General features: G+C 70.0%; 21 protein-coding genes and 1 pseudogene. 7 read left to right on the forward strand and 15 right to left on the reverse strand.

Annotated features, from left to right (window positions below):
* Positions 1-45 precede the first annotated feature (45 nt).
* Positions 46-1,014 carry a glucosamine inositolphosphorylceramide transferase family protein gene (locus E2493_RS18745; protein ID WP_135089955.1) on the forward strand — a complete coding sequence of 323 codons (969 nt, stop codon included), beginning with the start codon at positions 46-48 and terminating at the stop codon, positions 1,012-1,014.
* Here the strand turns inward: E2493_RS18745 and E2493_RS18750 are convergent.
* The 6 genes from E2493_RS18750 to E2493_RS18775 all read right to left on the reverse strand — a co-directional run bounded on the left by E2493_RS18750 (position 935) and on the right by E2493_RS18775 (position 10,441).
* Entirely contained in the window at positions 935-1,882 is a 948-nt protein-coding gene (locus tag E2493_RS18750; protein ID WP_135089956.1) for a class I SAM-dependent methyltransferase, read from the reverse strand. The two genes, E2493_RS18745 and E2493_RS18750, sit on opposite strands and share 80 nt — an antisense overlap.
* 52 nt (positions 1,883-1,934) lie before the next feature.
* A complete protein-coding gene (locus E2493_RS18755; protein ID WP_135089958.1) occupies positions 1,935-3,605 on the reverse strand; it encodes an alkaline phosphatase family protein in 1,671 nt (556 codons plus the stop codon).
* A gap of 74 nt (positions 3,606-3,679) precedes the next feature.
* The gene (locus E2493_RS18760; RefSeq protein WP_135089960.1) at positions 3,680-5,611 is read right to left on the reverse strand and encodes a tetratricopeptide repeat protein; all 1,932 of its coding nucleotides are present in this window, start codon (positions 5,609-5,611) and stop codon (positions 3,680-3,682) included.
* Positions 5,608-6,972 (reverse strand): PEP-CTERM-box response regulator transcription factor, encoded by a 1,365-nt coding sequence (gene prsR, locus E2493_RS18765; RefSeq protein WP_135089961.1) that lies wholly within the window; start codon positions 6,970-6,972, stop codon positions 5,608-5,610. The genes E2493_RS18760 and prsR overlap by 4 nt, the downstream gene beginning before the upstream one ends.
* Positions 6,969-9,053 (reverse strand): XrtA/PEP-CTERM system histidine kinase PrsK, encoded by a 2,085-nt coding sequence (prsK, locus tag E2493_RS18770; protein ID WP_135089963.1) that lies wholly within the window; start codon positions 9,051-9,053, stop codon positions 6,969-6,971. The genes prsR and prsK overlap by 4 nt, the downstream gene beginning before the upstream one ends.
* A complete protein-coding gene (locus E2493_RS18775; protein ID WP_135089997.1) occupies positions 9,053-10,441 on the reverse strand; it encodes a TIGR03013 family XrtA/PEP-CTERM system glycosyltransferase in 1,389 nt (462 codons plus the stop codon). Before E2493_RS18775 ends, prsK begins: the two co-directional genes overlap by 1 nt.
* Positions 10,442-10,747: 306 nt before the next feature.
* On the opposite strand from E2493_RS18775, the gene E2493_RS18780 reads away from it, so the two are divergent.
* The 5 genes from E2493_RS18780 to E2493_RS18800 all read left to right on the forward strand — a co-directional run bounded on the left by E2493_RS18780 (position 10,748) and on the right by E2493_RS18800 (position 14,602).
* Positions 10,748-11,077: a hypothetical protein gene (locus E2493_RS18780; protein ID WP_135089965.1), complete on the forward strand. Its 330-nt coding sequence runs from the start codon at positions 10,748-10,750 to the stop codon at positions 11,075-11,077.
* An 80-nt stretch (positions 11,078-11,157) separates the two neighbouring features.
* Positions 11,158-11,343, forward strand: a complete 186-nt coding sequence (locus E2493_RS18785; protein ID WP_135089967.1) for a hypothetical protein — start codon at positions 11,158-11,160, stop codon at positions 11,341-11,343.
* 380 nt (positions 11,344-11,723) lie between these two features.
* Positions 11,724-13,490, forward strand: coding sequence for a 3-deoxy-7-phosphoheptulonate synthase (locus tag E2493_RS18790; protein ID WP_135089969.1), 1,767 nt, complete (start codon positions 11,724-11,726; stop codon positions 13,488-13,490).
* The gene (locus tag E2493_RS18795) at positions 13,487-14,026 is read left to right on the forward strand and encodes a prephenate dehydratase domain-containing protein (RefSeq protein WP_167737630.1); all 540 of its coding nucleotides are present in this window, start codon (positions 13,487-13,489) and stop codon (positions 14,024-14,026) included. Before E2493_RS18790 ends, E2493_RS18795 begins: the two co-directional genes overlap by 4 nt.
* 210 nt (positions 14,027-14,236) lie before the next feature.
* Positions 14,237-14,602, forward strand: coding sequence for a response regulator (locus E2493_RS18800; protein ID WP_135089973.1), 366 nt, complete (start codon positions 14,237-14,239; stop codon positions 14,600-14,602).
* Positions 14,603-14,619: 17 nt separating this feature from the next.
* Here E2493_RS18800 and E2493_RS18805 read toward each other — a convergent pair whose 3' ends face one another.
* The 3 genes from E2493_RS18805 to E2493_RS18815 all read right to left on the reverse strand — a co-directional run bounded on the left by E2493_RS18805 (position 14,620) and on the right by E2493_RS18815 (position 17,467).
* Positions 14,620-15,939 (reverse strand): amidohydrolase, encoded by a 1,320-nt coding sequence (locus tag E2493_RS18805; protein ID WP_135089975.1) that lies wholly within the window; start codon positions 15,937-15,939, stop codon positions 14,620-14,622.
* Between the two features lie 5 nt (positions 15,940-15,944).
* Positions 15,945-16,580, reverse strand: coding sequence for a DUF4893 domain-containing protein (locus E2493_RS18810; protein ID WP_135089977.1), 636 nt, complete (start codon positions 16,578-16,580; stop codon positions 15,945-15,947).
* 101 nt (positions 16,581-16,681) lie between these two features.
* Positions 16,682-17,467: a 3-hydroxybutyrate dehydrogenase gene (locus E2493_RS18815; RefSeq protein ID WP_135089979.1), complete on the reverse strand. Its 786-nt coding sequence runs from the start codon at positions 17,465-17,467 to the stop codon at positions 16,682-16,684.
* Between the two features lie 108 nt (positions 17,468-17,575).
* On the opposite strand from E2493_RS18815, the gene ypfJ reads away from it, so the two are divergent.
* Complete coding sequence (ypfJ, locus tag E2493_RS18820; RefSeq protein WP_135089981.1) at positions 17,576-18,505, forward strand: KPN_02809 family neutral zinc metallopeptidase; 930 nt, start codon at positions 17,576-17,578, stop codon at positions 18,503-18,505.
* A 164-nt stretch (positions 18,506-18,669) separates the two neighbouring features.
* Here the strand turns inward: ypfJ and E2493_RS18825 are convergent, their stop codons facing one another.
* The 6 genes and pseudogenes from E2493_RS18825 to E2493_RS18850 all read right to left on the reverse strand — a co-directional run.
* Entirely contained in the window at positions 18,670-19,185 is a 516-nt protein-coding gene (locus E2493_RS18825; protein ID WP_135089983.1) for an O-acetyl-ADP-ribose deacetylase, read from the reverse strand.
* Entirely contained in the window at positions 19,182-19,877 is a 696-nt protein-coding gene (locus E2493_RS18830; protein WP_135089985.1) for a glutamine amidotransferase-related protein, read from the reverse strand. Before E2493_RS18830 ends, E2493_RS18825 begins: the two co-directional genes overlap by 4 nt.
* Positions 19,878-19,918: 41 nt before the next feature.
* On the reverse strand, positions 19,919-20,605 hold the full coding sequence (locus E2493_RS18835; RefSeq protein ID WP_135089987.1) for a Fe2+-dependent dioxygenase: 687 nt from the start codon (positions 20,603-20,605) through the stop codon (positions 19,919-19,921).
* Between the two features lie 4 nt (positions 20,606-20,609).
* Positions 20,610-22,829: a TonB-dependent receptor gene (locus tag E2493_RS18840; protein WP_167737631.1), complete on the reverse strand. Its 2,220-nt coding sequence runs from the start codon at positions 22,827-22,829 to the stop codon at positions 20,610-20,612.
* 224 nt (positions 22,830-23,053) lie between these two features.
* On the reverse strand, positions 23,054-24,430 hold the full coding sequence (locus E2493_RS18845) for a cytochrome P450 (protein WP_135089991.1): 1,377 nt from the start codon (positions 24,428-24,430) through the stop codon (positions 23,054-23,056).
* A gap of 131 nt (positions 24,431-24,561) precedes the next feature.
* Positions 24,562-26,094, reverse strand: a pseudogene (locus E2493_RS18850) (chromosome segregation protein); the annotation flags it as partial.

Raw genomic sequence — 26,094 nt, forward strand, 5'->3', positions numbered from 1 at the left:
TTCGAAGAGCTTGCGCACCCGCAGGGGCAGCCGTACCCATTCGCCATGTACTTGGCGCCACGACTGCTCGCGCGCTCCATGTGGAGCTTCTGCCTGATGGAAGGGCAGCTGACTCCGAGCGCCCTGATGCAGGAGCGCCGGATTCGGCTGTTCGACAGCCGTCGCGTGCGCAGGGGCAGCCGCCATCGCCACACCCAGGCCGACCCCTGTCTGTTCGTGAACGGCAGCGAGCTCTACGTCTTCTACGAGGTCCAGGAATGCTCCGAGGTCGGCTATATCGCGGCCTGCCGGACGCGCGACCTGGTACATTTCGAGGATCTGGGGCCGGTCCTGCGGCGCAACGACCATATCTCCTATCCCCACGTTCTGAAGGTCGGTGATGACGTCTTCATGCTTCCCGAGACCAAGGAAGCCGGGGAGGTAGCGCTGTACCGCTTCACCGCTTTCCCGTCCGGCCTCACCCGCGCGCGCAGGCTGATCGCGGGCCCCTATACCGATCCGACCTTGTTCAGGACGCCGGAGCGCTGGTGGCTGTTCGCGACCGGGCCGCACGGGCTCGAGCTGTTCTCCGCCGAGGACCTCGCATCCGGAGACTTCGTGCCGCATCCCATGAACCCGATCTGCACCGACGCGCGGCTGAGCCGCTGCGGCGGGGCGATCGTCGAGCTCGACGGCCGGCTCTTCCGCCCCGCGCAGGCCTTCCATTTCGGGGACGGGGGGAATCTCAGGCTGCTGGAGATCGGCGAACTGTCACCGAGCCGCTATGCCGAGAGCGACTGGGCGCCGGAGCTTTTCACGCTGAATGAGCCGTGGCAGAGCCGCGGCGCCCATCACCTCAGCCTCGCCTGCTTCGCCGGCAGGACCATCGTCGCCGTTGACGGACGCCATCCCGATTTCGTGATCAACGGGACGATCCTCAATCCGCTGTGGCGAATCATCTCCACGCTTCGGGGCGTTCGGCTGCCGCGCCGGGCTCGGGCCTCGCGATCGCTGGTGAGCCGCAGCCGGGCCTGAGCCAGGCGCGGAACCTATTGCCGAGAGCGAAGCGCCGCCCGACCGGACCGGCCGAGAGGCGCAAGGCCAATCCGGCGACGCCCCGCTTCAGGCGGGCGCCGATGCCGGGCCCTTCCGCCCCCACGAACGGCCAGCCGGTCTCGCTGACCGAGAGCGACAGGCAGTGGTAGCCGAGCAGATCGAACAGATGCTTCTGGCTGGCGAGGCTGGCGAGAGACAGATGATAGGGCGGTCCCTCCGGCGGCGGGCGGCGGAGCAGCCGGTATTTCAGCCAGCCGAAGAACGAGGCGGCGTAATAGACCGGGCTGTGCTGCCGCTCGAGCGGGCCCTCGATGACGAACAGACCGCCAGGCGCGAGATGCGCCTCGAGCCGCCGCAGCGTGGCGCGCGGATCGGGAAGATGGCCGAGCACGTCGGCGATGTGGATGACGTCGTAGGTCTGACCGGAAAGGGCGAGCTGCTCGATCGTGCGAACGAGGTGGCCGCAGGACCGCTGCGCCATCGCAGCCGCCTCCGCGCTCCCCTCGACGCCTTCCGCCTCAAGTCCCTCGGCGGCCGCCGCCAGGAGGAAAGCGCCGTTGGCGCAGCCGAAGCCGAGCAGACTACGGCCCCGCCCCACCCGCTCCGCGATCTCCCGCGCGACCTGCCGCTGCGCCGGGGTCGGCTCGGCGACCGGGTAAAAAGCGGCGTGATACACATCCGGGTGAAAGAGGCCCGCCAGCACCTCGGCCGACGGCACCGGCGCGACGAACGACGCACCGCACCTTCGGCAGCCGCGATAGACGTAGAGCGTGTCCTGCCAGCGCATGGCGTAAGGAAAAGCGGCGCCGCCCGGAGGGCCGCCGCACAGCAGGCAGGAATTGCTCACGCCAGGGTTGTTGCAGGCTCGAACCGGACGAACAAGCCCGTCGGTGCCCCGCTCAACGGACGCAGCTGCTCGCTTCGCCTTCGTCGAGATCCAGGCAGCGGCCGTCGATCGTGCCGGGCAGGATCGGAACGCCGATTATCGCGGCGAGCGTCGGGAGAATGTCGGCGGTCTCGACCGCGAGCGGCTGCTCGAACGGCACGAGGCCCTTGCGCCAGAACAGGATCGGCACACGGCGGTCATAGTCCCAAGGGCTGCCGTGGGTGGCGGCGTAGCCGGGGCCGGGCTCGGAGATCGGCGTCACCCGCGGTTTGAGCAGCACGATGAAATCGCCCGATCGCTCCGGATCGAAGCTGGCCTTGGCGCGCTCGAGCAGGCTCCAGTGATCGGGGGCGCCCTGCGGCGCCGGCGCGGCGCGGAGCTCGGCGGCGGTGAACACCGCCTCGACCTGGGGATGGGCGCGATAGGCCCGGACCGCCGCGTCGAGAACGCGCTTGCGCTGCGCGGCAGGCAGCGCGGGATCGACGTACATGTCGCCGAACGGGCCGTCACCGTAGAGCGGGGCGCGGGCGAGCTTCAGCGCGGCAGCGAGGCGCTCGCCCATCGGCCCGGGCCGCTGGGGCGTACCGGCATTCAGCGCGGGATCGACGCGGACCGCGTCGGGGATAGCGTGCTGGCGGTTGCGCTCGGGAACGTCATGGCCGCCGTGATCGGCGGTGAGCATGACCAGATAGTCGATGCCGGTGGCGTCGAGATCCCGGAAGAATGCGCCGAGAGCGTCGTCGAGCCCCATCAGCTGGATGCACATCTCGGCGCCCTGGTTGCCGAACGAATGGCCGACGTAATCGGTTGCCGACAGGCCGAGGATCAGCAGGTCGGTCGCCTCGCCCTGGCCGAGGCGCATGTCGCGGCGCAGGGCGGCGCCGAGATCGAGCACGGCACGATCGAAATCGGGCGAGGCGCGGAAGCCGTCCTTGTCGTTCTCCTCGCGGCCGAGGCGATTGTCGCCGACCGAACGCGTGCCGCCGACGAGCGGCACGGCGCGGCTGTGCGCCTCGCAGACCTTGGGCAGGCTGCGCGCGGCACGCGGCCGCGACAGGACGTCCTGCAGCTCTGCATTGGCGGCGGCGACCGGCTGCGGCACGGCCGCGCCCGGGTTGACGAACGCGCTCGCGCGCGAATCCCACCACCAGCGCTGGTCCGGCGCATAGCCGCCCATCATGATCGCGGCGCGGTCCTTGCCGGCGACGACGGCGACCCGGGCACGCGGATCGGCGCGCTTCATGTGATCGCCGAGCGCCGGCACGCGCAGATGGTAAGGCGACACGGTGTAGTTGCTGTGGGTGCTGCCCGGGATGCGCGGATCCTCGGAGCAATAGACGTTCTTGTCCTCGCGGGCGACGCGAAGGTTGAACCAATTGTTGGCGATGATGCCGGTGCGCGAGGGCCGCGAGCCGGTGAGAATGGTCGAGTGACCGGGACAGGTCTCGGTGGCGTTGTGCCCCTGGTAGCCGGCAGGGAAGACCACGCCTTCGGAAAGGCGGTGCAGGCCGCCGTCGAAATGCTGGCGATATTGCTGGAACAGGTCGGCGGAGAATTGATCGACCGAGATCGCCACGACGAGCTTCGGGCGCGACGGCGGCTGGGCGGCGGCCGGCACGGCGAGCGCGGCGGCGGCCGCGAGCGCGGCAGCCGCGAACGTGGCGACAGGGCGGGCGATGGTCATGGGCGTTCCTCCGTTGCCCACGGCCTCTACAGGACCGACGCGCTGCGGCAAGGGGCGGGAGGCCGCCCCCGCCCCTACCCCCTGCGGGCGGAACCGAGGTGCTCGCGGATCTGGGCGTCGGTCGGAGCGCCGCGGGCGGCCTGCTCGAGCAGGGTCAGCCCTTCCGCCTTGTCCTCGCCGCTCTTGACCAGCAGCCAGCCGAGCGTGTCGGCGGTCGCGGGATTGCGCTTGTCGAGCTCATAGGCCTTGCGGGCGAGCGGGATGGCGCGATCGTAATCGCCCTTCTCCGAATAGGCCCAGGCGAGATTATTCAGCATCGTCGCGTCGCGGTCGCCGAGCCGGCCGCGGAGCCGCTCGTAGATTCCGATCGCGCCGTCCCAGTTCCGCGCCTGGAGGAAGCTGTTGGCGGCGAGCTGCTGGGCGGGGACGTTCTGCGGGTTCTGCTGGAGGAAGAGATCGAGCACGCGGGCCGCGCCGGCCGGATTGCCCGAGTTGCGCAGCGCCTCGATCAGCCGCATCGCCACCGGCTCGGTGAAGGCGATGTTCGCCGCCTTGCGATATTCCTGGACCGCAGAAGGATAATTGCCCTGCACGGCGAGCGCGTCGCCGACCAGGACATGGGCGTCGGGCGCTCCGGGGAAGTTCGCCTGCACGCCGCGCGCGTAGGCGAGCGCCTCCGCGCCCTGGCCGCGGCCGAGCAGGGCGCGGACCAGCTCGATCTGGGCGAGAGCATCGCGCGGATTGGCCTCCGCCTGGCGGCGCATCACGGAGAGCTGGGTGTCGCTGACCGGTGCCGCGAGCAGGGCCGTCGCGGTGCGGCGGCGCGGCTCGGCGGCACGGGCGAGGTAATGGGCGGCGAGGTCCTTGTTGCCCTTCTTCTCGAACGCGCGGCCGATCAGAGTCAGGACGTAGGCATCGGCGTCCGGCCGGTCCGCGGCCGGGCGCAGAGTCTCGATCGTTGCATCGACGTCGCCCTGTCGCCACTGCGCCGAGGCGAGCAGGCGGCGGGCCTTGAAGTTCCCCGGCTGCTCGGTGACCAACTTGCCGAGGCGGACGATAGCCTGCTCGACGCGGCCGGTCTGGAGCTCGATCGCGCCGGCGAGCAGCATCACCGCGGGCTGGCCCTCGAGCTTGCCGCCGGTCCGCTCGTAGAGCGAGCGGGCGAGCTCGAACTTCTTGGCGCGCGCCGCGAGCATCGCCTGGAGGTACCAGGCGACCGGATGATCGCTCTGGATCGAGAGGATCTTGCGGGTGTCGGCGAGCATCGCCTGGGTCCGGCCGAGATCGCCCAGCGTGGCGGCGCGCTCGGCGAGCGTCAGCACGTTGTCCGGATCGATGGCGAGCGCCTTGTCGAACCAGGGAATTGCGGCGGCGAGACCGTATTGGCTGCGGGTGAGCTCGCCGCGCAGCGTCAGCGCCTCGACGTTGCGCGGCGCCAGCGCGAGCGCGCGATCGGCGGCACCGATCGCCTCACCGAGCGCGCCGGTGTTGCGGCGGAAGCGAGCCACGTCGGTCCAGACCCAGGTGTCGTTCGGTCCGGCGGCCATCGCCTCGGTAAAGGCGGCGCTCGCCTTGTCGACATCGCCGAGCGTGATCCAGGCGCGCCCGGCCATCCGCGCCGCATAGGCGCGGTGCTGGGCCGGGGCCTTGTCCGCCTCGGCCGCCGCTTTCTCGAACTGCTTCTGGAGGAAGAAAGCATGGGCGAGGAGGTGATGAAGCTCGCTCTCCGGCGTGCCGAGCTGGCGCGCCCGATCGAGCTCCGCCTGCGCGGCGACGCCGTCTCCCAGCAGCAGATAGGTGCGGGCCTGCGCAAGGCGGATCCTGGGATCGTTCGGCGCGCCCTTGATCGCGTTGAGCAATTCGACCTTGGCGAGGCGCAGCTCACCCTTGTCGAGCGCGGCAAGGCCGCGACGATAGGCCTCTTCGGGCTTCGGCGTGGGCGCGTTGGAGCAGGCGGCCGTCCCGAGGAGGAGCGCGGCCGCGAGCAGGAAATTGTGCGTCTTCATGGCTGGAGCCCGTATTGCTTGAGGAGATCATAGAGCGTCGGGCGGCTGATCCCGAGGAGCTTGGCGGTATTGGAGATGTTGTCGTCGCAGCGGGCGAGAGCCTGGCGGATGACGCGGCGATCGGCCGCCTCGCGCGCCGCCTTGAGGTTGAGCGGAAAATCCTCTCGCTCCCCGGATTCGAGATCGAGATCCTCCGCGGTGACGTGCTTGCCGTCGGCCATGATCACCGCCCGCTTCATCCGGTTCTCCAGCTCGCGGACATTGCCCGGCCAGCTCCAGGCGTCGATCGCGGCGAGCGCGGCCGGGGTGAAACCTTTGACCTGCGGGTTCATCTCGCGGGCGAAACGATGAAGGAAATGCTTGGCGAGCAGGGCCGCGTCGCCTGGCCGCTCGGCGAGACCCGGGATGCGTACGACGATCTCGGCGAGGCGGTACCAGAGGTCCTCGCGGAAGGCGCCCGCCTTGATCATCTCAGGGAGGTCCTGGTGGGTGGCGCAGACGATCCTGGTATCGACCGCGATCGGCTTGCGTCCGCCGATCCGCTCGATCGTGCGCTCCTGCAGGAAACGCAGCAACTTGACCTGGAGGGCGAGCGGGATGTCACCCACCTCGTCGAGGAACAGAGTGCCGTTATGGGCCTGCTCGATCTTGCCCTCGGTGGTCTTGATCGCGCCGGTGAAGGCACCCTTCTCGTAGCCGAACAGCTCGGCCTCGAGCAGGTTTTCGGGGATCGCCGCGCAGTTGATCGCGACGAACGCCCCGGCGGCACGGCGGCTGGCGCTGTGCAGGCCGCGGGCGAGCAGCTCCTTGCCGGTGCCGCTGGCGCCGAGCAGCATGACCGAGACGCCGGTGTTGGCGACCCGCTCGATCGTCCGCGCCACTTTCAGCATCTCCGGCGCGGCGGTGATCATCGTGCCGAGCACGGTGCGATCCTCGCCCACCTGCGTCTCGAGCCGGCGGTTCTCGTTCTCGATGCCGTGCAGCTGGAAGGCGCGGCGGACGATCAGGCCGAGCTGATCGATATCGACCGGCTTCTGGTAGAAATCGTAGGCCCCCGACGCGATGGCGCGCAGCGCGCTTTCGCGTGCGCCGTGCCCGGAGGCGACGATCACCTTGGTCTCAGGCTTCAGCGCGAGGATCTTCTCGAGCGTCGCGAAGCCCTCGGTGACGCCGTTCGGATCGGGCGGAAGCCCGAGATCGAGGGTGACGACGGGCGGCTCCTGCGCGCGCAGGATGTCGATCGCGGCATCGCGATCGGACGCGATCAGGACCTCGTAATCGTCATAGGCCCAGCGCAGCTGACGCTGCAGGCCCTCGTCGTCCTCGACGATCAGGAGCTTTGCTTTCGCCTCGGCAGTCATGCACGCATCCGTTCAGGCGGGAGGAGCTCGCTTGTCGCGGCGAGCGGTAAATAGACGGTGAAGCTGGTCCCTTCCCCCTCGAGGCTCTCGACCTCGAGGCGGCCGCCCATCGCGGCGACCAGCGAGCGCGCCTCGAACGCGCCGACGCCGAAGCCGCCGTCCTTGGTGGACGCGAAGGGCTGGAACAGCCGGCCGCGGATGAAATCGGCCGACATTCCGGCGCCGCGATCGAGGACCTGGATCGCCGCCTCGCCGCCATGGCCGGACAGGCGCAGGGTGACCGGGGAATCGGGCGCGCTGGCGTCGATCGCGTTCTGCAGGAGATGGCCGATCGCCTGCTCGAGGCTGCGCGGATCGACCAGCGCGACGAGACCGGGCTCGGCATCGAGCGCGACCGGATGGATCCGCCGCTTGACCTCGGCAATCTCGGCGAGAAGGTGCGCGAGGCTGGTGAGGCGCGGCGCCTCCGCCTCGCCGTTGGTGCTGCGCGACAGCCGGGCGAGCAGGTCGTTCATCTTCCGGACCGAGCTCTGCAGCGTGACGATCATGTCGGCGCGGAACTCCGGATTGTCGGCATGGCGCTCGGCATTGCGGGCAACGAGGCTCAGCTGGCTGACCAGGTTCTTGATGTCGTGGAGGATGAAGGCGAAACGGCGGTTGAACTCGTCGAAGCGCTGGGCGTTGGCGAGCGCCTCCTGGCTGCGCGCCTCGGCGAGATAGCTCGCCGCCTGGATGCCGGCGGTGCGGAAGAGATCGAAATCCTCCCAGTCGAGCGGCCGGCGGAGCGTCGGGTGCTGGAGAACGACGAGGCCCATCAGCCTGTCGCGATGGAGCAAGGGAATGGCCGCCCAGCCATTTTCCAGCGCCGCCAGCGCTTCAGGGAGGTGGGCGACCAGCCCCTCGGCGCGCATCGGGGCGGCGCGGGCGGCGTCGATGTCGACGATGTGCGCACTCTTCTCGAGAAAGGCGACGAAGGCGGCGTCGTCGCGCCCGCCATGCGGCAGCGCGTCCTGCCAGTTCCACCTGGTCTCCAGCACCAGCCGGCCGTTCTCGTCCGGGGTGAGGAGGAGCCCGGCCGGGCATCCGGCGATGTCGGCGAGCGCCTTCACCACGCGCTGGCCGAGCGGCGGCGCATCGTCGCCGGCGGCGCTGGTGGTGCGGGTGAAGCGCAGCCACTCCTCGCGATAATCGTAGCGATGCTCGAAGAAATGCTTGGCGAGCATCACGCGCAGCCAGGCGCGGACGCGGCCCGAGGGCAGGATCAGGGCGGCGGCGACGCTCATCGCGAAGATGATCGTCACCTGGCCGATCCGCACCCAGCTGCCGCCGAAGATCTCGAGCGTCCGCGTCGCCGACATCATCACCATCAGGTAGAAGAAGATCGCGAGAACCGAGAGCGACTGGAAGGTCGCCGCGCGGCTGAGATGAATCCGCCATTCGGTGTTGCGGCGGCTGGCGACGGCGAACAGCGGTGCGAGCATCGCCAGGATGCCGCCGCGCAGGGCGACGAGATCCTCGACCGGGGCGCGGGTGAGATAGCCGACGGTGTAGAGGTGGAGATCATAGGCCCACATGCCGGCGAGCGCGATCATCGGCAGCTTGAGGCTCCAGCGGCTGTCGGGCGCCGCCTGGCCGTAGAGATTGTGGACCAGCACCAGCGAGCCGGCAGCAATGGTGAGGCCGATCATCTGCGCCGCCGAGGTCAGCGCCTGATAGGCCAGCGGAACGCGCTCGAACTCGGGAAGCACGCCGGCGATGGTGATCTGGAGCCCGATGACGCCGCCGACGACGGCATAGACGACGCGCACCGCCTTCTGCCGCTCGACCTCGGCGGCGCTGCGCACGAGCGCGTACATGAAGGCGAGGAAGGCAAAGTTGCGGCCGCTCTCGGCGAGACCCGCCGCCAGCGAGCGCGGCCCGAGGAAGGCGACGAACAGGCACCAGGCGGCGGTCACCGCGAAGGCGCCGGCGAGCGGCCGGTTGCGCGGATCGAGGTTCCAGTGCCGCAGGTGCCAGAGCGCCAGAGCGGCGAACAGCAGGGAGGCGAGCGCGTGGCTCCAGACGCCGACGAAGCCGATCATCAGCGCGCTCCTTCGGGCCAGAGCACGACTCGGATCGTCTGCAGCAGGATCAGCAGATCGAGGAAAGGCGTGTAGTTCTTGGCGTAATAGAGATCGTATTCGAGCTTCTGCCGGGCGTCCTCGACCGACGCGCCGTAAGGGAAATTGATCTGCGCCCAGCCGGTGATCCCCGGCTTCACCACGTGCCGCTCGGCATAGAAAGGCAGGCGGGTCTCGAGATCGGCGACGAATTGCGGCCGCTCCGGGCGAGGCCCGACGAAGCTCATCTCACCCTTCAGCACCGTCCAGGCCTGGGGCAGCTCGTCGATCCGCAGCTTGCGGATGATCGCGCCGATCCGGGTGACCCGCGGATCGTCCTTCTGCGCCCAGACCGCCTTGCCGCCGACCTCGGCGTCCTCGCGCATCGAGCGCAGCTTCAGGATCTCGAAGGCCTGACCGTAGAGGCCGACACGGCGCTGGCGGAAGAAGGCGGGCCCGGGACTCTCCAGCTTCACCAGCAAGGCGGTGATCAGGATCAGCGGGCCGAAGATCAGCAGGATGATCGCGCTGACCGCCACGTCGAACAGCCGCTTGCCGGCGCTGGAGATCCGGCGTCCGGCAGAGAAGCCGTCCGAGAAGATCAGCCAGGACGGATTGAGGCTGTCGAGATCGACCCGGCCGGTCTCGCGCTCGAGAAAGGACGAGATCTCGTTGACGTGAACGCCCGTGGTCTTGATCCGCAGCAGGTCCGACAACGGCAGCGCGTTGCGCCGTTCCTCGAGGGCGAGCACGACCTCGCTCGCGCCGAGGCGGACGACGTGATCGGTGAGATTGTGGATATCGGCCCGGTTGACGGCCTTCGCCACGGCCACCGCGCCGTCGTTCATCGCGACATGGCCGACGACGACGAACCCCGCCCCTTCCTTGCGGGCGAGCTGCGCGACCCGGGCGGCGCGGGGACCGGCGCCGAGCACGAGCACCCGTCGCTTGAACGCCTCCCGGCCGACCAGTTGCCCGGCGACGAGACGGACGACGAACAGTCCGACCAGCGCGAGCACCATCGCGTAGAGAAGGTTCGAGCGCCAGAAGGTGACCGCCGGCATCAGGAAGAAGATCAGCGCGAGGAGCAGCACTCCGAACGAGATCGCCACCACCAGCCGCGCGGTGCCGATCCGCATCGATCGCAGCGCATCGGCGCCGTAGACGCCGACTCCGACCATCGCCAGCTCGAGCGTGACCGCGAAGGTGAGAAGGTGCGGCAGACGTGCGACGTCGGGATCGGCGCCGCCCTCGATCTGCCACAGGCGCAGCAGCCAGCCGGCCTCGCCCGCCAGGACCAGCAAGGCGAAATCGACCAGCCCGAGCAGCAGGACCGTGTGCGGAACATAATGCTTGAACAGCCTTACCATCGCACCGCGGCCTTCGATGTAAGCATCTCCGACACGTCCCGCGGTGTCGCTCAAATTGACAAAGATTTTCTGAAGGCGGGGGAAAATCGGCTAAAAAACGCTCCGGGCGCGGCCAGAGGGGGCCCAGCGCCGGCTCGGGACGGACGAACCCGATGCCGCCGCGGCGGCCGATCGGCAACGGCGCCGACACGGATGTTAGGCGGCGGTTCATCTTCGGGTGGTCAGGCTGGAGTCCGCGCCCGCTTCGTGGCACCCGTGGCGCGGAACGGGAGAATGGCCGTGGTGACGCCGTCCAGAAACTTTCTGATGCTTTCGCTTTCGCTGCTGGCAGTCGGGGCTCCGGCGGAGGCGATGCAGCGCGACGAGCGCTGGGGCGCCGTCGGCCCCGGCGAGCTTCGCTCCCCCAAGCAGGCGCGCCGCGCCGGCGAGCGGATGCTGGAGCGCGCGCAGGCGGATCGCGCCGTCCCGGAACGGGACGCGCGGCGCGGCGCCGCGAGGAGCAGCGCCGACGCCCAGGCGAAATGCCTTGCCGCCGTGCAGAAGAGACTGGAGCAGGGCCGGGACGAGGCCGCGAGGAAGAGGATGGAGCGCTGCCGGCGCAGGGCCGACCGGGAGATCGCCGCCCATTCGAGTTGAAGAGCAACCCCGCCTTGCCGTAGCATCGACGGACGAAGGAGGTCCTTTCCGTGTCCGTCTTGGCGAATGCAAAGCAGATCATGTGTCGGCTGGGGAGGCACAAGGCCGCCCCGGACGAGGTCTGGAACCGCGGCTATTTCTTCAGCCAGTGCAGCGCCTGCGGCGCGGATCTGGTGCGCACGGCCGCGGGCAAGTGGCACGTTCCCAAGGGCCGGAAGATCGTCTGGAAGCCGAAGAAGCCGCGGGGCCGCGCGCCCGGCGAGTGAGAGAGGTGGATCGGACGGGATCCCGAAATCATCGCGACCGTCATGAAGCCTGAAGAGGGCGCAGAGCGGCGTCGGCCAGGATGTGCGGCTTTCCTGCACCACTCGCCAGGCAGCGCCCGAAGCGGCCGCCTTAGCGGTTGACATCTTGGGATCCCAACGGCAGCGTGGAGGGGCAGGCCGAGATCGGCCTGAGAAGGAGCCGCCCCATGAAGAACGGACAGATCATCGCCCGCTCGCCGGCTCGCTCCTTCCTTTTCGGCGGCTCGTTTACGGGCCGGTACGCCTGAGGGCGTGCCGGAGTCTCACCCCAGCCCTTCCCGATCCATCCGCCCAAGACCCGCCCCCCGACAGATCGCTCCGGCGGGTCCGTGAGACAGACGATGACCGCTTCCGACATGCTTTCGACGCTTCGAGCCGAGCTCGACGCCATTGACGATGAGATTCTGGCGCTGATCGAGCGCCGCCTGGCCGCCTCCGCCGCGATCGCCGAAGCCAAGGGCAGCGCCGGAGACAGCCTGCTCAAGCTCCGCCCGCGCCGCCAGGCCGAGGTGGTCGCACGCCTGCAGAGCCGCGCCGGCCGCGCGCCGGCCGTGGCGATCGCCGCGATCTGGCGCGAGCTGATGGCGCACACGCTGCAGGGCCAGGCCCGTACCGAGATCGTGTTGTGCGCCGCCGAGCGCAGCGAGCTGCTCGAGGCGCGAGTCCGGCTTCATTTCGGCGCCGCTTTCCCGCTCGCCTGGGCCGAAGACCGCGCCGAGGTGCTACGACGGGCGCGCGACGAGGAAGCGATCGCCGTGCTCGTCGAGCCGCTCGCTGCCGGCGAGGCCGCGCCGCTCACCGTCTTCGACGTCGTCCGCGGGACGGACGGCGAGGCGGTGGCCTATGCGATCGGGCGAGTCGCCCCGGAAGACGCGCTGACCGGCCCGGACGGCGGAGCGCCGGAATGGACTCCGGCGAGCTGGCGCTCGCACCCGGCGCAGCAAATGCCGGTTTATCCGGACGCGAGCGCCCTCGCGTCGGTCGAGGAGCAGCTTGCCGCGACGCCGCCGCTGGTGGGCTTCGCCCAGATCGGCGCGCTGAGGAGCGCGCTGGCCGAGGTGGCCCGTGGCCGCGCCTTCCTGCTCCAGGGCGGCGATTGCGCCGAGAGTTTCGCCGAATTCTCGGCCGAGAAGGTCCGCCGGGACGAGCGGCTGCTGCTCGGCATGGGCAACATCATCGCCGACGGCGGTCTCGGCGTCGTCCATGTCGCCCGCGCCGCCGGGCAATTCGCCAAGCCACGGTCGCAGCGCTGGGAGAGCGAGGCGGGGCTGACGCTGCCGAGCTACCGCGGCGATGCGGTCAACGGACGCGCCTTCACCAGCTTCAGCCGCACGCCCGAGCCGGAGCGGCTGCTCGAGGCGCATCGCCAGTCCCAGGCGACGCTTGCCCTGCTCGCCGCCTTTCGCCTCGCCGAGCGCAGCCAGCCGCCAGTCTATGCCAGCCACGAGGCGCTGCTGCTCCATTACGAACAGGCCCTCACCCGCCGCGATCCCGAGACCGGCCGCCACTGGGCGGGATCGGGCCACATGGTCTGGGTCGGCGAACGCACCCGCAGCCTCGACGGCGCCCATGTCGCTTACGCCAGCGGGATCGCCAATCCGATCGGCCTCAAATGCGGCCCAAGCCTGGCGCCTGAGACGCTGCTGCGCCTGATCGAGCGTCTCGACCCAGCCAACGAACCCGGCCGGCTGGTGCTGATCGGCCGCTTCGGCGCCGATCGGGTCGGCGAGTCGCTGGCGCCGCTGATGCGGGCGGCGCGGCGCGCCGGTTCGAACGCGATCTGGGCGATCGATCCGATGCACGGCAACGGGACGAATGTCGCAGGCGTGAAGACCCGGCGGCTCTCCGACATCCTCGTGGAGACCGCGGCGTTTTTTGACATCGCGGCGGCCGAGGGCGTGCACGCCGGCGGCATTCACCTCGAGATGAGCGGCAGCGACGTCACCGAATGCCTCGGCGGGCGCTGCGGGATCGGCGAGGCCGATCTTAGCCGACGCTATCTCAGCCATTGCGATCCCCGCCTCAATCCGGCCCAGGCGCTGGAAATCGCGACGAAGGTGGCGGCGCTGATCGGCAAGAGCGCCGAACGGCGTGCCGACGCCGCTTGAGGGTCGCCTATCAGGGGGCGCCCGGCTCGTTCGGGCATCAGGCGGCGCTCGCCTTCTGCCGGGACTGCGCCGCCGAGGCCCGTGAGACGTTCGAGGCGGTCGCCGCCGCAGTCGCGCGCGGCGAGGCCGAGCGCGGCGTGCTGCCGGTCGAGAACAGCCGGGCGGGAACCGTTGCCGGCGTCGCCGAGATCATCGCGGAGAGCGGCGTCCGGGTGCTCTCCGAGCACGACCTGCCCGTCCGGATGCATCTGCTGGCGCTGCCGGGCGTGAGCCTGGAGCAGGTCCGATCGGTGGTCAGCCATCCGGTCGCGCTGAAGCAATGCGCCGAGACCCTGGCGGCGCTCGGACTGGCCGGCGAGGCCGCCTCAAACACTGCGGTGGCGGCGCGCGCCCTCGCCGCGCGGGACCAGGCCGTGCTCGCGTCGGAAGCGGCCGCGGCGGCTTATGGTCTCGTCATCCTCCGCCGCGACCTGCAGGACGATCCGGGCAACGCCACACGCTTCGCGATCATCGCCGCCGCCGGGGCGGTCGGCTGACAGGTCAGCTCACGGTGGGCAGTGCCGCGAACGGGGTGGAATTTCGGAGTCTCGGCAGCCTTTTGCAGCCCTGACTTCGTTTAATCCCGCATCGGCTCCGGCACGAGCGCGCCACGCGCGCATCGGCCATCTTCGCGACGACCCGCCGCAGCCGATCCCGAACGGCGATCGACGCTCGTCGGCACGAACGAGGGCGATCCGGAGAGTGAGATGGGGATCGAAGGGACCCGCGTGCTCCTCGTCGAGGACGAGGCGATCATCGCGATGACGGTCGAGGACATGCTCGAGGCGCTCGGCTGCGAGACGGTCGCCACCGCGGCCACTCTGAACGAGGCGCTGGCCGCGGCGGAAACCGCCTCGTTCGACCTCGCCTTGCTGGACATCAATCTGAACGGCACCGAGAGCCTGCCGGTCGCCGCCCGGCTGCGCGCGCTCGGCCTGCCGTTCGTCTTCACGACAGGCTACGGCCCGACCGGCTCGGGTCCGGAATTCGCCGATGCGCCGCTCGTCACCAAGCCCTACGACATGAGCGATCTTGCCGCGGCGATCGCGGTCGCCCTGAACCAGCAGCCGTAGCAGTCGCGCGACCGTGGCTACGGTTTGCCGAGCACGCCGAGCGCGGCCGTGACCATCGCCTCGGTGGCGGTGGAGATCACGGTCTCCGCTTCCGGCACCCAGAAGGGGCTGTGGAGGCTGGGCAGCTTCGCCGGATCGCCACCCGCTGCGTCCCACTGCGCCTTGGGCACGCCACCGACCCAGAAGATCATGCTCTCGATCGACGGATCGGCGAGATGGAAGCGGCCGAAATCCTCGCCGCCCATCACCGGCCTGGTCTTCACCACGCGTTCGGCGCCGAAGCGGCTGGTGAACAGCGCCGCGGTGCTCGTGCTCAGCGCCTCGGTGTTGATCGTGGCCGGCGTATAATCGTTGCCGCGCTGGGTGACGACCGGCATCCGGTCCTCGGGGATGCCCGCTGCGATCGCCTCGCCGCGGACGATCCGGGCGATTCCGTCGAGCAGGATCTTGCGGGTTTCGTCGGTATAGCTGCGCACGGTGAGCAGCAGGGTCGCCTCGTCCGAGATGATGTTGTGCTTGGCGCCGGCGTGGAAGCTGCCGACCGTGACCACCGCCGGCTCCTGGGGATCGACCTCGCGGCTGACCAGGGTCTGGAGCGCCGTGACGATCCGGCTCGCCAGCACGATCGGGTCCCGGGTCGTGTGAGGATAGGCGCCGTGGCCGCCGACGCCCTTCACGACGATGTCGACGCTGTCGACATTGGCGAGCGCCGGGCCGACCGAATAGCCGATCGTGCCAGCCGGAAGGCCGGCGCTGTCGTGGAAGGCGATCGCATGGCTCGGCTTGGGGAAGCGCGTGTAGAGGCCGTCGTCGAGCATCGCCTTGGCGCCCTGGCCGATCTCCTCGCCAGGCTGGGCGATCATCACCAGAGTGCCCGACCAACGATCCTTCATCGCCGCGAGCCGCCGCGCGGTGCCGACCCAGGCCGCCATATGGGTGTCGTGGCCGCAGGCGTGCATCACGCCGCTCTCGACGCCGGCGAGGCTGGTCGCGCGGACCTTGGAGGCAAAGGGCAGGCCGGTCTGCTCGACCACCGGCAGGCCGTCCATGTCGGCGCGGATCAGCAGCACGGGCCCGGGCCCGTTCTTCATCACCGCGACCACGCCGGTCTTGCCGACCCCGCCGGTGACCGCGAATCCTGCCTTCTTCGCCTCCGCGGCGAGCTTCGCGGCGGTCTTCACCTCCTGCATGCTGAGCTCGGGATTGGCGTGGAGATCGCGGTAGAGGGCGGTCAGCGACGGCATGTCGGCGCGAACCTGATCGGACAGGGTGTCGGCCGCGGCCGGCGCGGACGGTGCCAGGGCCAGAGCGGCGGCGGGCAGGAGGGCTTTGCGCATGTCCGTCATTGCTCCGGGATCAGCTCGATCACGTCGACCAGGCTCTCGTAATGGGGATAGGGAAAGACGAGGCGCCAACGACGCTCGCCGACCCGCTCGAGCAGGCCCGCCATCGCGCGATCCTCGTCATGGCCGTAGCGCAGGGCGCCCTGCTCGTCGCCGAGTTGCAGCGTGCCGAGAAAGATCATGCGCCGATCGGTATCCCGGAACAGGCGGCCGACCGGGCGCTGCGATCCGGTGAGCTTGGCAAACTCGCGCGTGCTCTCGCCGGCGCCGATCCGGCAGCGGAAGGCCGGATAAGCGACATAGTCGAGCAATCCTTCGGTCTTCGCCCCGAGCTTGGTGACCCGGCAGCGATAGTCCCCCGCCGGCGGCGAGACGCCGAGCAGAGCGGCATCGGGCACCAGCAGGGCGCCCTCGCGGTCGATCTCGGCGCCGTGGCCGGCGGCGCGCGCGCGCTCGAGCGCGCGCAACCAGGCAGTGCGCCACTCACGGATGCGGTGGCGATCCGCGGTGGTGGCGACGTCCCGCCACCCGGCCTCCGCCTGCGGCACCGCCTGGACCGGCGGCGTGCCTTCGGAGGCGCAGGCAGCAAGGGGCAGGAGCAGAAGAGCGGCGGCACGGGCTCTGAACCAGGTCATCCGGCGCAGCATAAGGCGCACCGCCGGGCAATCAACATGGCACGCGCCGGTGTGTCGCAGGGGGTGCGCACTTCCACCTGTTCGGCGGCGACGATCTACGATCAGGCCGCGGTCCAGCCGCCGTCCATCGACAGATTGGCGCCAGTGATCGAAGCGGCCTCGTCGCGGCAGAGGAAGAGGGCGAGGGCGGCGACCTGATCGACGGTGACGAACTGCTTCGTCGGCTGCGCCGCGAGCAGGACGTCGTTCATCACCTGCTCGCGGGTGAGACCCCGCGCCTTCATCGTGTCGGGGATCTGGTTCTCGACCAGAGGGGTCCAGACGTAGCCGGGGCTGATGCAATTGACCGTGACGCCGCTGGTCGCCGCCTCCAGCGCCACCGCCTTGGTGAGCCCGGCGACGCCATGCTTCGAGGCGACGTAGGGGGCCTTGTTGGGGCTGGCGACGAGGCTGTGCGCGGAGGCGGTATTGATCACCCTGCCCCAACCCTTCGCCTTCATGCCCGGCAGGGCAAGGCGGGTGGTGTGGAAGACGGCGGAGAGGTTGAGCGCGATGATCAGGTCCCATCGGTCCGGCGGGAACTGGTCGAGCGGTGCGACGTGCTGCATGCCGGCATTATTGACCAGGATGTCGACCCCGCCGAACGCCTCTGCGGCCTCGGCCATCATCGCCTCGATCGCCTCGGCCCGGGTGAGGTCGGCGGCGCTGTAGAGCGCGCGGGCGCCGCTCGCCTGCTCGAGCTCGCCACGGATCGCTTCGATCTCCGTCGCGTCGCCAAACCCATTCAGGACGACGTTCGCGCCCTCGCCGGCCAGGGCGCGCGCGCAGGCGAGGCCGATGCCGGAGGTGGAGCCGGTGATGAGCGCAGTCTTGCCCTTGAGGAACATGTCGGATCCTTGAACTGGTTGGCGAGCGCTCTTTCCGGTGTCGCCGCGCATTTTGCAACCGGCGCGGGCGCGGCGCATTCTCCCAGAGGAAGCCAGGAGACAGAGCGGATGCGCCTCGACGACTATCGAACCAGCGACAATGTCAGCGACCAGAGGGGCCAGAGCTTCGGCGGCGGCGGCGGCTTCGGCGGCGGCGGAGGATTGTTCGGGCTGTTGTTCGGCCTGGTGCTCAGCCGCTTCGGGATCGGCGGCGTGCTGATCCTGGCTTTGGGCTATTGCGCGCTGACCACGGTCGGCGGCGGCGGTGGATCGCTGGGCGTCGGCGGCGGCACCGCGGTCGCGCCGCACCAGGCGCAGGGCGGCAGCAACGCCCAGGAGAGCTGCGCGCTCGACGCGGCGAGCCGCTTCTCCTGCCAGGTGCTCGCCAATACCGAGGACACCTGGGCGCGGATCTTCCAGGCGGAGGGGAAGCGCTACCAGCCGGCCGGCTTCGTCTTCTACGGCGGGCAGGGACGATCGGGCTGCGGCGCGGCGCAATCGGCAATGGGTCCGTTCTACTGCCCGACCGACAACAGGATTTATCTCGACACCAGTTTCTACCAGGAGCTGCAGAACCGCTTCGGCGCCGCCGGCGACTTCGCCCAGGCCTATGTCATCGCCCACGAGGTCGGCCACCACCTCCAGTTCCTCACCGGCGTCCTCGAGCAGGCGAACCGGCAACAGCAGCGCGCCTCGAGCCGCGAGGGCAATGCCATCCAGGTGCGGGTGGAGCTGCAGGCCGATTGCTACGCCGGCGTCTGGGCCGCCAACGCCAAGGACGCGCAGGGCCGCGCGGCGCTCGAGCCCGGCGACATCGAGGAAGGCTTGCGCGCAGCTCGCGCGATCGGCGACGACACCCTGCAGCGCCAGGCGCAGGGACGGGTGGTGCCGGAGGCCTTCACCCACGGCAGCGCCGAGCAGCGCCAGCGCTGGCTGCGCCGCGGCCTGGAGTCCGGCGATCCGGCGAGCTGCGACACGTTCAGCGCGGCGAGCGTCTGACCGCGATCTGCGGCAGCGGACGACCAGTCCGACACACGTCGCCCCGGCGCAGGCCGGGGCCTCAGCGAGAACGATCGCCTGCGCCGTTGGAGCGCTCCATCAGCGCTCCGCCTTTCCAACCTGAGATCCCGGCCTCCGCCGGGATGACGCACGCGGGGAGCCCCTCAGCAGGCCGTGTCAATCGCGCGGGCGTAGATCTCTCGCGCGGCGGGGCTGAAGGCGACGAAGAGGATCTCGTCGAAGGCGTCGGGATGCGCCGCGATCTCCCGGGCGACGGCGCGGGCCGCGACTTCAGCCGCCGCCTCGACCGGATAGCCGTAGATGCCGGTGGAGATCGCGGGAAAGGCGATCGTCCTCAGGCCGTGCTGCCGGGCGAGCGCGAGGCTGTTGCGGTAGCAGGCGGCGAGCGCCTCCGCCTCCCCTGCCCCGCCGCCGTGCCAGACGGGCCCGACGGTGTGGATGACGTGGCGGGCGGGAAGTCCGTAACCGGCCGTGATCCGTGCCTCGCCGGTCGGGCAGCCGCCGAGCGTGCGGCATTCGGCGAGCAGCCCCGGGCCGGCCGCGCGGTGGATGGCCCCGTCGACGCCGCCGCCGCCCAGCAGGCTGGAGTTGGCCGCGTTGACGATGGCGTCGACCGCGAGCGTGGTGATGTCCGCCTCGATCGCTTGCCAGACCGTCACGCGATCTCGCCCTCGAGCAGGAAGCGACAAATCCACAGGCCCACCGCCGCCCTGTCGTTCGGCCGATCGAGCGAGGCCGAGGCCTCGTCCGGCCGGGGCAGGCGATCGCGGCGCGTGTCGATCAGCGCCTTGGCGTAAGCCGGCGCGAATTCCGGATGGAACTGCATCGAGAGCGCCGGCTGATCGGTATAATGAAGCACGCCATAAGGGCTGAAATCGCTGCCGGCGAGCACCTCGGCGCCCGGCGGCGGCACCACGATCTGGTCCTGGTGGGAGGCGGGGACGGAGACCGACATCTCGCCGTTCATAAAGGCCCGCTTCGCCCGCACCTCGAGCGTCTGCAGGCCGACGCCCCAGCCGCGCTCCGACTTCTCGACCCTGCCGCCGAACGCCTCCGCCATGATCTGGTGGCCGAAGCAGATGCCGACGATCCGCGCCTTGCCCTTGGCGGCGCGAAGGAAGGCCTTGAGCGGCTCGATCCAGGGATGATCCTCATAGACGCCGGCGGGCGAGCCGGTGACCAGATAGGCCGGAAAGGCCTCGGGGCTCTCCGGCAACTCCCCCGCCTCGACATCGAAGCTCACCACATCGAATTCGGGGCCGAGCAGATCCCGGAACATGATCGGATAGTCGCCGAAGCGCGGCTGCAGATCGGCGGGCGGCTTGCCCGTCTCGAGAATGGCGATACGCATTGCGGCTAGATAGGGCCGCCCGGCGGAGCGCGAAAGGCGGATCAGGCGTCGGCCCAGCGCCTCAGCAGATTGTGATAAGTGCCAGTAAGCGAGACGATCGCCGGATCGGAGTCGCCGACGCGCTCGGCGAGCGAGCGGATGCCGACGTCGAGATCGAGCAGCAGGCTGCGCTGGCCGTCGTCGCGGACCATCGATTCGATCCAGAAGAAGGAGGCGAGCCGCGCGCCGCGCGTCACCGGCTCCACGCGGTGGAGGCTGGTGGCGGGGTAGAGGACCATGTCGCCGGCCGGCAGCTTCACCGCATGGGCGCCGTAGCTGTCCTCGACGATCAGCTCGCCACCCTCATAGCTCCCGGGATCGGCGAGGAAGAGGGTGGCGGAGAGATCGGTGCGGATGCGCGTCCCGTCGGGAGAGTAGCGGATCGCATTGTCGACATGATTGCCGAACGCATGACCACCCTCGGCGGTGTAGCGGTTGAACAAGGGCGGGAAGATCCGCTTCGGAAGCGCGGCCGAGACGAACAGGGCGTTGGCGGAGAGGGCGCGAAGGATCGCGGCACCGAGCTCGCGCGCTTGCGCGCTGTCCGGCGGCAGTTGCTCGTTGCGCTTGGCGAGCGCCGACTGCTGGCCCGCCGTCCTGCGTCCGTCCTCCCACGCCGCCGCATCGAGCAGCGCGCGGGCACGGGCGACCTGCGCGGAGTCGAGGACGGCGGGGATGGTGATCAGCATCGGCTCAGAGCCGGAACGCGAGCGTCGCCACCGCCGAGCGCCCCGGGCCCGGGATGAAGTGACCGCCGCCGAGCTGGTCGACGAAACGTTCGTCGAAGATGTTGAACACGTTCAGCCTCAGGCTGGTGGAGGGGGTCAGATCATAGGCGAGGGTGGCGTCGGCAAGCCAGTAATCCTCGACCTGGCGGGTGTTCGCGACGTTGGTGTAGCGCTCCCCGACATAACGCAGGCCGCCGCCGAGCTCGACGCCGGCCGGAAGCTTGTAGGTGGTCCAGATCGTGCCGCTGTGCGCCGGCACGTTGCCCAGTCGGTTGCCGATCTCCGCAGGCGTGTTCGAGTGCCGGACCTCGCTGTCGAGCCAGGTGTAGGCGGCGATCACCTGCCAGTCCTTGGTGATCCACCCGGTCGCGCCGAGCTCGAAGCCGTCGACGCGCTGCTCGCCGGCCAGCACGGTCGCGGGCTCGCCCGGCAGGCCCGGCGTGCGGGCATTGGTCTTGTCGATCCGGAAGACGGCGCCGGTGACGAGCAGCTTGCCACGGAACGCATCCCATTTCGCGCCGAGCTCGAACGTGCGGCTGCGCTCCGGCTTCAATGCGAAGACCGCCGCCGTCGGCGTCGTCTGGGTCATGTTCTCGAGCGACGGATTCACCGAGGTGCCGGCGCCGGCATAGAGGCTGACGGTGGGGAGCGGCTTCCAAGTGAGGCCGGCGCGCCACGTCACCGTCTCGTCGGTGCGCGACAGATCGGGCGCCGGCGGGGTGGCGGGGGCAGGATGATAATCGGTCTCGAACCGCTCCCAGCGGATGCCGCCGCTGAACAGCAGGCTGTCGGAGAGATGCATCGTGTCGAACAGATAGGCGGCGAGTGAATCGGCCTCGGCCCGGACGATCGCGCCGGGGATGTCCTCGACCGTGCCGGTCCAGGGGCGCCGCGGATCCGGATCGAACAGATCGGTGGGCGTGCCGTTGGTGATCGCACGCAGCTGGTTCCGGCTGGTCTCCCGGGCGATCTCGAAGCCGCCGATCAGATCGTGGCGCACCGGACCTGTCATGAACTCGGCCGTGACATTGCTCTGGTTGAGCAGGATCTCGTCGACAGTGTCGCGCGACTGGATCTGCGGCGTGATGTCGGTGCCGCTCGTCGAGACGAAGCGCGGCGACGAGTAGATCGAATCGCGCCGGGCGTGGCCGTAGCGCGTGGTGTTGGCGATGCGGACCTTGCCGCCGAGATCGTGCTCGAGCGCGAAGGTGAGGATGTTCGTCCGCGTCTTTTCGTAATCGCGGGCGAGCAGACCGTAATAATTGTCGAAATCGACCGGCGCGGGCTGCTCGGCATATTGAGGCAGCGCGGTGTTCGTCGCCGGGACGAACGGAATGCCGTAATCGGGCACATTGTCCTGATCGAGCAGCATGTAGCTGAGGATCGCGCGGGTGGCGCTGCCGAGACCGACCGCCACCGACGGCGCCACGCCCCAGCGCTTCGTTTCGACGAAGTCGCGGCCGGGGGTGTCGACGTCATGGTAGAGCAGGTTGAGGCGGAATGCGGCGCCGTCGATCCCGGTGCGGTCCTCGCCGATGTTGATGTCTGCGGTCGCGCGGCCGTAGCTCGGCAGGCCCAGCCCGATCGTGCCGCCGACGAAGCTCACCGCCTGGGGCTGCTTGGTGAACATGTTGATATAGCCGCCGGTCGAGCCGCGGCCGGTCTGCGCCGACGAGGGGCCCTTCACCACCTCGACCTGCTCGATGTTGAACGTGTCGCGCGTGTAGCTGCCGAAATCGCGGATGCCGTCGACGAAGATGTCGTTGCGCGCCGCAAAGCCGCGCAGCGTGAGGTTGTCGCCGGCGGGACCGCCGCCGCCCTCGCCTGCCGCCATGCTGATCCCGGAGACGTTGCGGAGCACGTCGCGCAGCGTGGTCGCGGCCTGCTGCTCGATCACCTCGCGCGGAATGACGCTGACCGACTGCGGCGCGTCGCGCAGATCGCCGAGCCGCGAGTTCAGCGTATTGATCCGGTACCGCTCGCCGGTGACGGTGATGTCCGGCTGCGCGTCCTCGTCCGCCGCGACGGCCGTGTCGGCGGCAAGGTCGGCCGCCGCGTCACCCGTCAGCTCTTCGCTGGTGTCGGCCGCGACTGCCGCGGGCGCGAGCATCAACGACGATCCTCCGGCGAGCGCGAGAGCGGCCTTGCGGTAGCTGCGGACACCGGCGGGAGGGGAAAAACGCATGCGAAACTTTCTATTGCAAATCATTCTCAGGAGCGTCCTGATAATCATTCGCAATAAGCTCGCAAGGAAAATTTGACCGGCGGAACGATCGGAGTCCGTCCGTATCGTCCAAACGTTTGAACACGCTGGATAAGATGGCGAGCTGCACGCCTCCCGAGGTGCAGCCGATCGTCACCGGAAGCTCGGCTCCGCGTCCAGCCGCGATTCGCGAGCGTGCCGGCCGCTCAGTCTCGCGGGGTGACGCGTAGCGGGAGGCCGCCGGCGGGCCGGAGCGTCACGAGGCCGGACGCGCGGACCTCCCGGCCCGGCACCGGCGCGAAACGCCACGCCGTGAGCCAGTGGGAAAGGACGGTGAGCGCTTCCGAGACCGCCATGCGCATGCCCACGCAGACCCGGGGGCCGCCGCCGAACGGCAGATATTGGAAGCGGTGGCGGCCAGCGCTGCGGGCCTCGGTCCAGCGATCGGCATCGAAGGCGTCGGGATCCTCCCACAGGAGCCGATGGCGGTGGATCAGCCACGGCCAGAGAGAGACGATATCGCCCGGGCGGACGTCATGCTCGCCGAGGCGATCGGCCGCGACCGCCTGGCGATCAATGCGCGGCGCCGACGGGTAGAGCCGCAGCGTCTCGTCGAGGATGCGGCGAAGCAGCGGCAGCCGCCCCGGCAGGCCGGGATCCCCCTCCCCCGTTGCCAGCGCCTCGCGGGCCTCGGCGGCAGCCGCCTGCTGCAGATCGGGCTGCTCCGAGAGCAGGAAGAGCGCCCAGGCGAGCGCATTGGCGGTGGTCTCGTGCCCCGCGAGATAGAAGGTTGCGGCGTTGTCGACGGCGAGGGCGCGGGCTTCCTCGGGTGGGAATTGGGCGTCGAGCGCCTCGATCATCCGGCTGAGGAAATCGTCATAGCCGCCGCGCCTGCGGTCCTCGACGACGGCGGCGAGCGTCTTGCGCAGATAGATCTGCCCGCGCCGCCCGCGGCGCCCTTTCGGGGTCATCGGAAAGAGCGGCAGGCCGAGCAGCACCTGGACCCGGGCCTCGGCGACGCCGTCGATCGCAGCGGCGATATGATCGATCGCCGCCTTGCTGGTCAGCCGCGCATCGCCGGCGAACAGGCTGTCCGAGATCACCCGCATGGTCGTCGCGGTTGCCTGCTCGGCCATGTCGATCGTGCCGCCCCGCCCCCAATGTGCGGCGGTGCCCCGTGCGGCACCGACGAAGGCGGGAAACAGGGTGTCGACGGCCGCGGGGGCGAAGCGCGCCGCGACGATCCGCCTCTGCTCGCGCCAATCCGCGCCGTCCGAGCTCAAGAGACCCCGGCCGATGGTCGGCGCGAGGATCTTCTTCACCATGTCGGGCTTCACGTAATTGGCGGCATTGTCGAGCAGCACGTGCTGGACCGCATCCGGGTGCAGCGGAATGTGCACGCGGATGCCGAGGACGTTGCGCTCCATGTGCCAGGTCTCGAACGCCCGCTCGGACCAGCCGTAGACGGCCGTCCGCGCCCGCTCGCCGATCAGGCCGCGCCAGACCGGCACCGGCCCTTCCCCGCGCGGCGGATGCGGGGGAACGTAACGTGCCGCTGCAAGGGGCTTCTCGACCGTCGCCATGGTCCCACCTCCGGTGGAGGAGAGTAACCCGGTTCCGGTCCGGACGCCACTTGGAGGAAAGTCCGGGTGCGAAGCCAGACTCGGAAGGCCCTCTTGGGGGAGGGAGCAGGCGGAGTGGGTCGCCCTCCCGCTTATTCCGCGGCGAGCAGGCGCTCGGCGCCGCCGAGATCGACGCTGACCAGGCGGCTGACGCCCTTCTCGACCATGGTGACGCCGAACAGGCGGTGCATGCGGCTCATCGTCACGGCATTGTGCGTGACGATCAGATAGCGGGTCTGGGTCTCGTTGGTCATGCGATCGAGCAGGTCGCAGAAGCGCTCGATGTTGGCGTCGTCGAGCGGCGCATCGACCTCGTCGAGGACGCAGATCGGCGCCGGATTGGTGAGGAAGAGCGCGAAGATCAGCGCGGCCGCAGTCAACGCCTGCTCACCGCCGGAGAGCAGAGTGAGGGTCGAGAGGCGCTTGCCCGGCGGCTGGGCCAGGATCTCGAGCCCTGCTTCGAGCGGATCGTCCGATTCGACCAGCTCGAGATGCGCCTGGCCGCCTTCGAAAAGGGTGGTGAACAGGCTGCGGAAGTGCCGATCGACCGTTTCGAACGCGGCGAGCAGCCGCATCCGGCCCTCGCGGTTGAGACTGCCGATCGAACCGCGCAGGCGATTGATCGCGAGGCCGAGTTCCTCGCGCTCCGCCTGGCTGGTGGTGCGGCTCTCCTCGAGCTCGGCGAGTTCGCGCTCGGCGACCAGGTTGACCGGACCGATCCGCTCTCGCTCGGCGCTGAGCCGCTCGTGGCGGCTCGATTCCTCGGACGAAGCCGCGATCGTCTCCTCGTCGAAGCCGGCGCGCTCCGGCAGCAGCGGCGGCGGGCATTCGAAGCGCTCGCCCGAGATCCGGCCCATCTCGATCCGGCGCATCTCCTGATTCTCGTGGCGGGCCACGGCGCCGGCCCGCGCCTCGCGGGCCGAGGCGAGCAATTCGCCGACCTCGGCAAGCGTCGCCTCGGCCTCGCGCAGGGCATTCTCGCCGTGGCGCTCGGCGGCCGCGGCGGTCTCCGCCGCCGCGTTGGCCTCGACCGCCTCGGCCTCCATCGTCTCCAGCCGCCGGGCGATCGTCTCGGGCGCATCGGCCAGACTCTCCGCCTCCTGCTCGGCCTCCTCGATGCGGCCGGCCATGTCGGCGTGCCGCTTGGCGGCCTCGGCGGCGCGGACGGCCCAGTCGGCCGCTTCCTTGCGGGCCGCCTCGGCGCGCTGGCGATCGGCGCCGACCGCGCGTGCGTGGGTCGCGGCCTCGGCGCGAACCTCCGCCAGCGCCCGCTGCGCCGTCTCTGACGCCGCGCGGAGCGCCGCGACCCGGGTCTCGGTCGCCGCGGCGTCGGGTAGAGTGGCGACCACCGCGCTGGCCTCGTCGAACGCGTTGCGCGCATCGGCAAGGTCGGCAGCCGCCTGTTCGATCCGCTCGGAAAGGCCGGTGCGGCGCATCTCGAGCCGCTCGATCTCGACCCGCGCGCTGTCCTCCGCCCGCGACGCCGCGCGGATCGCATTGGCGGCCTCCGCCTCGGCGCGGCGGCCGGCGTCGGCGCCCTCGCGGGCCTTCTGCAGGGCGGCGGCGGCGGCGTCGATCCGCGCCTTCGCCTCGTCGACCGCCGCAGCGGCGGCGGGGAGCGCGGC

This window comes from Sphingomonas parva (ex Maeng et al. 2020), assembly GCF_004564275.1.
In the GTDB taxonomy this organism is placed as follows: Bacteria; Pseudomonadota; Alphaproteobacteria; order Sphingomonadales; family Sphingomonadaceae; genus Allosphingosinicella; species Allosphingosinicella parva.

Excerpts from the sequence above, each read along its gene's own strand:
- E2493_RS18755 (WP_135089958.1), bottom strand. The coding sequence starts at position 3,605 with ATGACCATCGCCCGCCCTGTCGCCACGTTCGCGGCTGCCGCGCTCGCG.
- E2493_RS18790 (WP_135089969.1), top strand. The coding sequence starts at position 11,724 with ATGACCGCTTCCGACATGCTTTCGACGCTTCGAGCCGAGCTCGACGCC.
- E2493_RS18830 (WP_135089985.1), bottom strand. The coding sequence starts at position 19,877 with ATGCGTATCGCCATTCTCGAGACGGGCAAGCCGCCCGCCGATCTGCAG.
- E2493_RS18745 (WP_135089955.1), top strand. The coding sequence starts at position 46 with ATGTACTTGGCGCCACGACTGCTCGCGCGCTCCATGTGGAGCTTCTGC.
- prsR (WP_135089961.1), bottom strand. The coding sequence starts at position 6,972 with ATGACTGCCGAGGCGAAAGCAAAGCTCCTGATCGTCGAGGACGACGAG.
- E2493_RS18785 (WP_135089967.1), top strand. The coding sequence starts at position 11,158 with ATGTGTCGGCTGGGGAGGCACAAGGCCGCCCCGGACGAGGTCTGGAAC.
- E2493_RS18840 (WP_167737631.1), bottom strand. The coding sequence starts at position 22,829 with ATGCGTTTTTCCCCTCCCGCCGGTGTCCGCAGCTACCGCAAGGCCGCT.
- E2493_RS18775 (WP_135089997.1), bottom strand. The coding sequence starts at position 10,441 with ATGGTAAGGCTGTTCAAGCATTATGTTCCGCACACGGTCCTGCTGCTC.
- prsK (WP_135089963.1), bottom strand. The coding sequence starts at position 9,053 with ATGATCGGCTTCGTCGGCGTCTGGAGCCACGCGCTCGCCTCCCTGCTG.
- E2493_RS18760 (WP_135089960.1), bottom strand. The coding sequence starts at position 5,611 with ATGAAGACGCACAATTTCCTGCTCGCGGCCGCGCTCCTCCTCGGGACG.
- E2493_RS18810 (WP_135089977.1), bottom strand. The coding sequence starts at position 16,580 with ATGACCTGGTTCAGAGCCCGTGCCGCCGCTCTTCTGCTCCTGCCCCTT.
- ypfJ (WP_135089981.1), top strand. The coding sequence starts at position 17,576 with ATGCGCCTCGACGACTATCGAACCAGCGACAATGTCAGCGACCAGAGG.
- E2493_RS18805 (WP_135089975.1), bottom strand. The coding sequence starts at position 15,939 with ATGCGCAAAGCCCTCCTGCCCGCCGCCGCTCTGGCCCTGGCACCGTCC.
- E2493_RS18835 (WP_135089987.1), bottom strand. The coding sequence starts at position 20,605 with ATGCTGATCACCATCCCCGCCGTCCTCGACTCCGCGCAGGTCGCCCGT.
- E2493_RS18845 (WP_135089991.1), bottom strand. The coding sequence starts at position 24,430 with ATGGCGACGGTCGAGAAGCCCCTTGCAGCGGCACGTTACGTTCCCCCG.
- E2493_RS18815 (WP_135089979.1), bottom strand. The coding sequence starts at position 17,467 with ATGTTCCTCAAGGGCAAGACTGCGCTCATCACCGGCTCCACCTCCGGC.
- E2493_RS18780 (WP_135089965.1), top strand. The coding sequence starts at position 10,748 with ATGCTTTCGCTTTCGCTGCTGGCAGTCGGGGCTCCGGCGGAGGCGATG.
- E2493_RS18800 (WP_135089973.1), top strand. The coding sequence starts at position 14,237 with ATGGGGATCGAAGGGACCCGCGTGCTCCTCGTCGAGGACGAGGCGATC.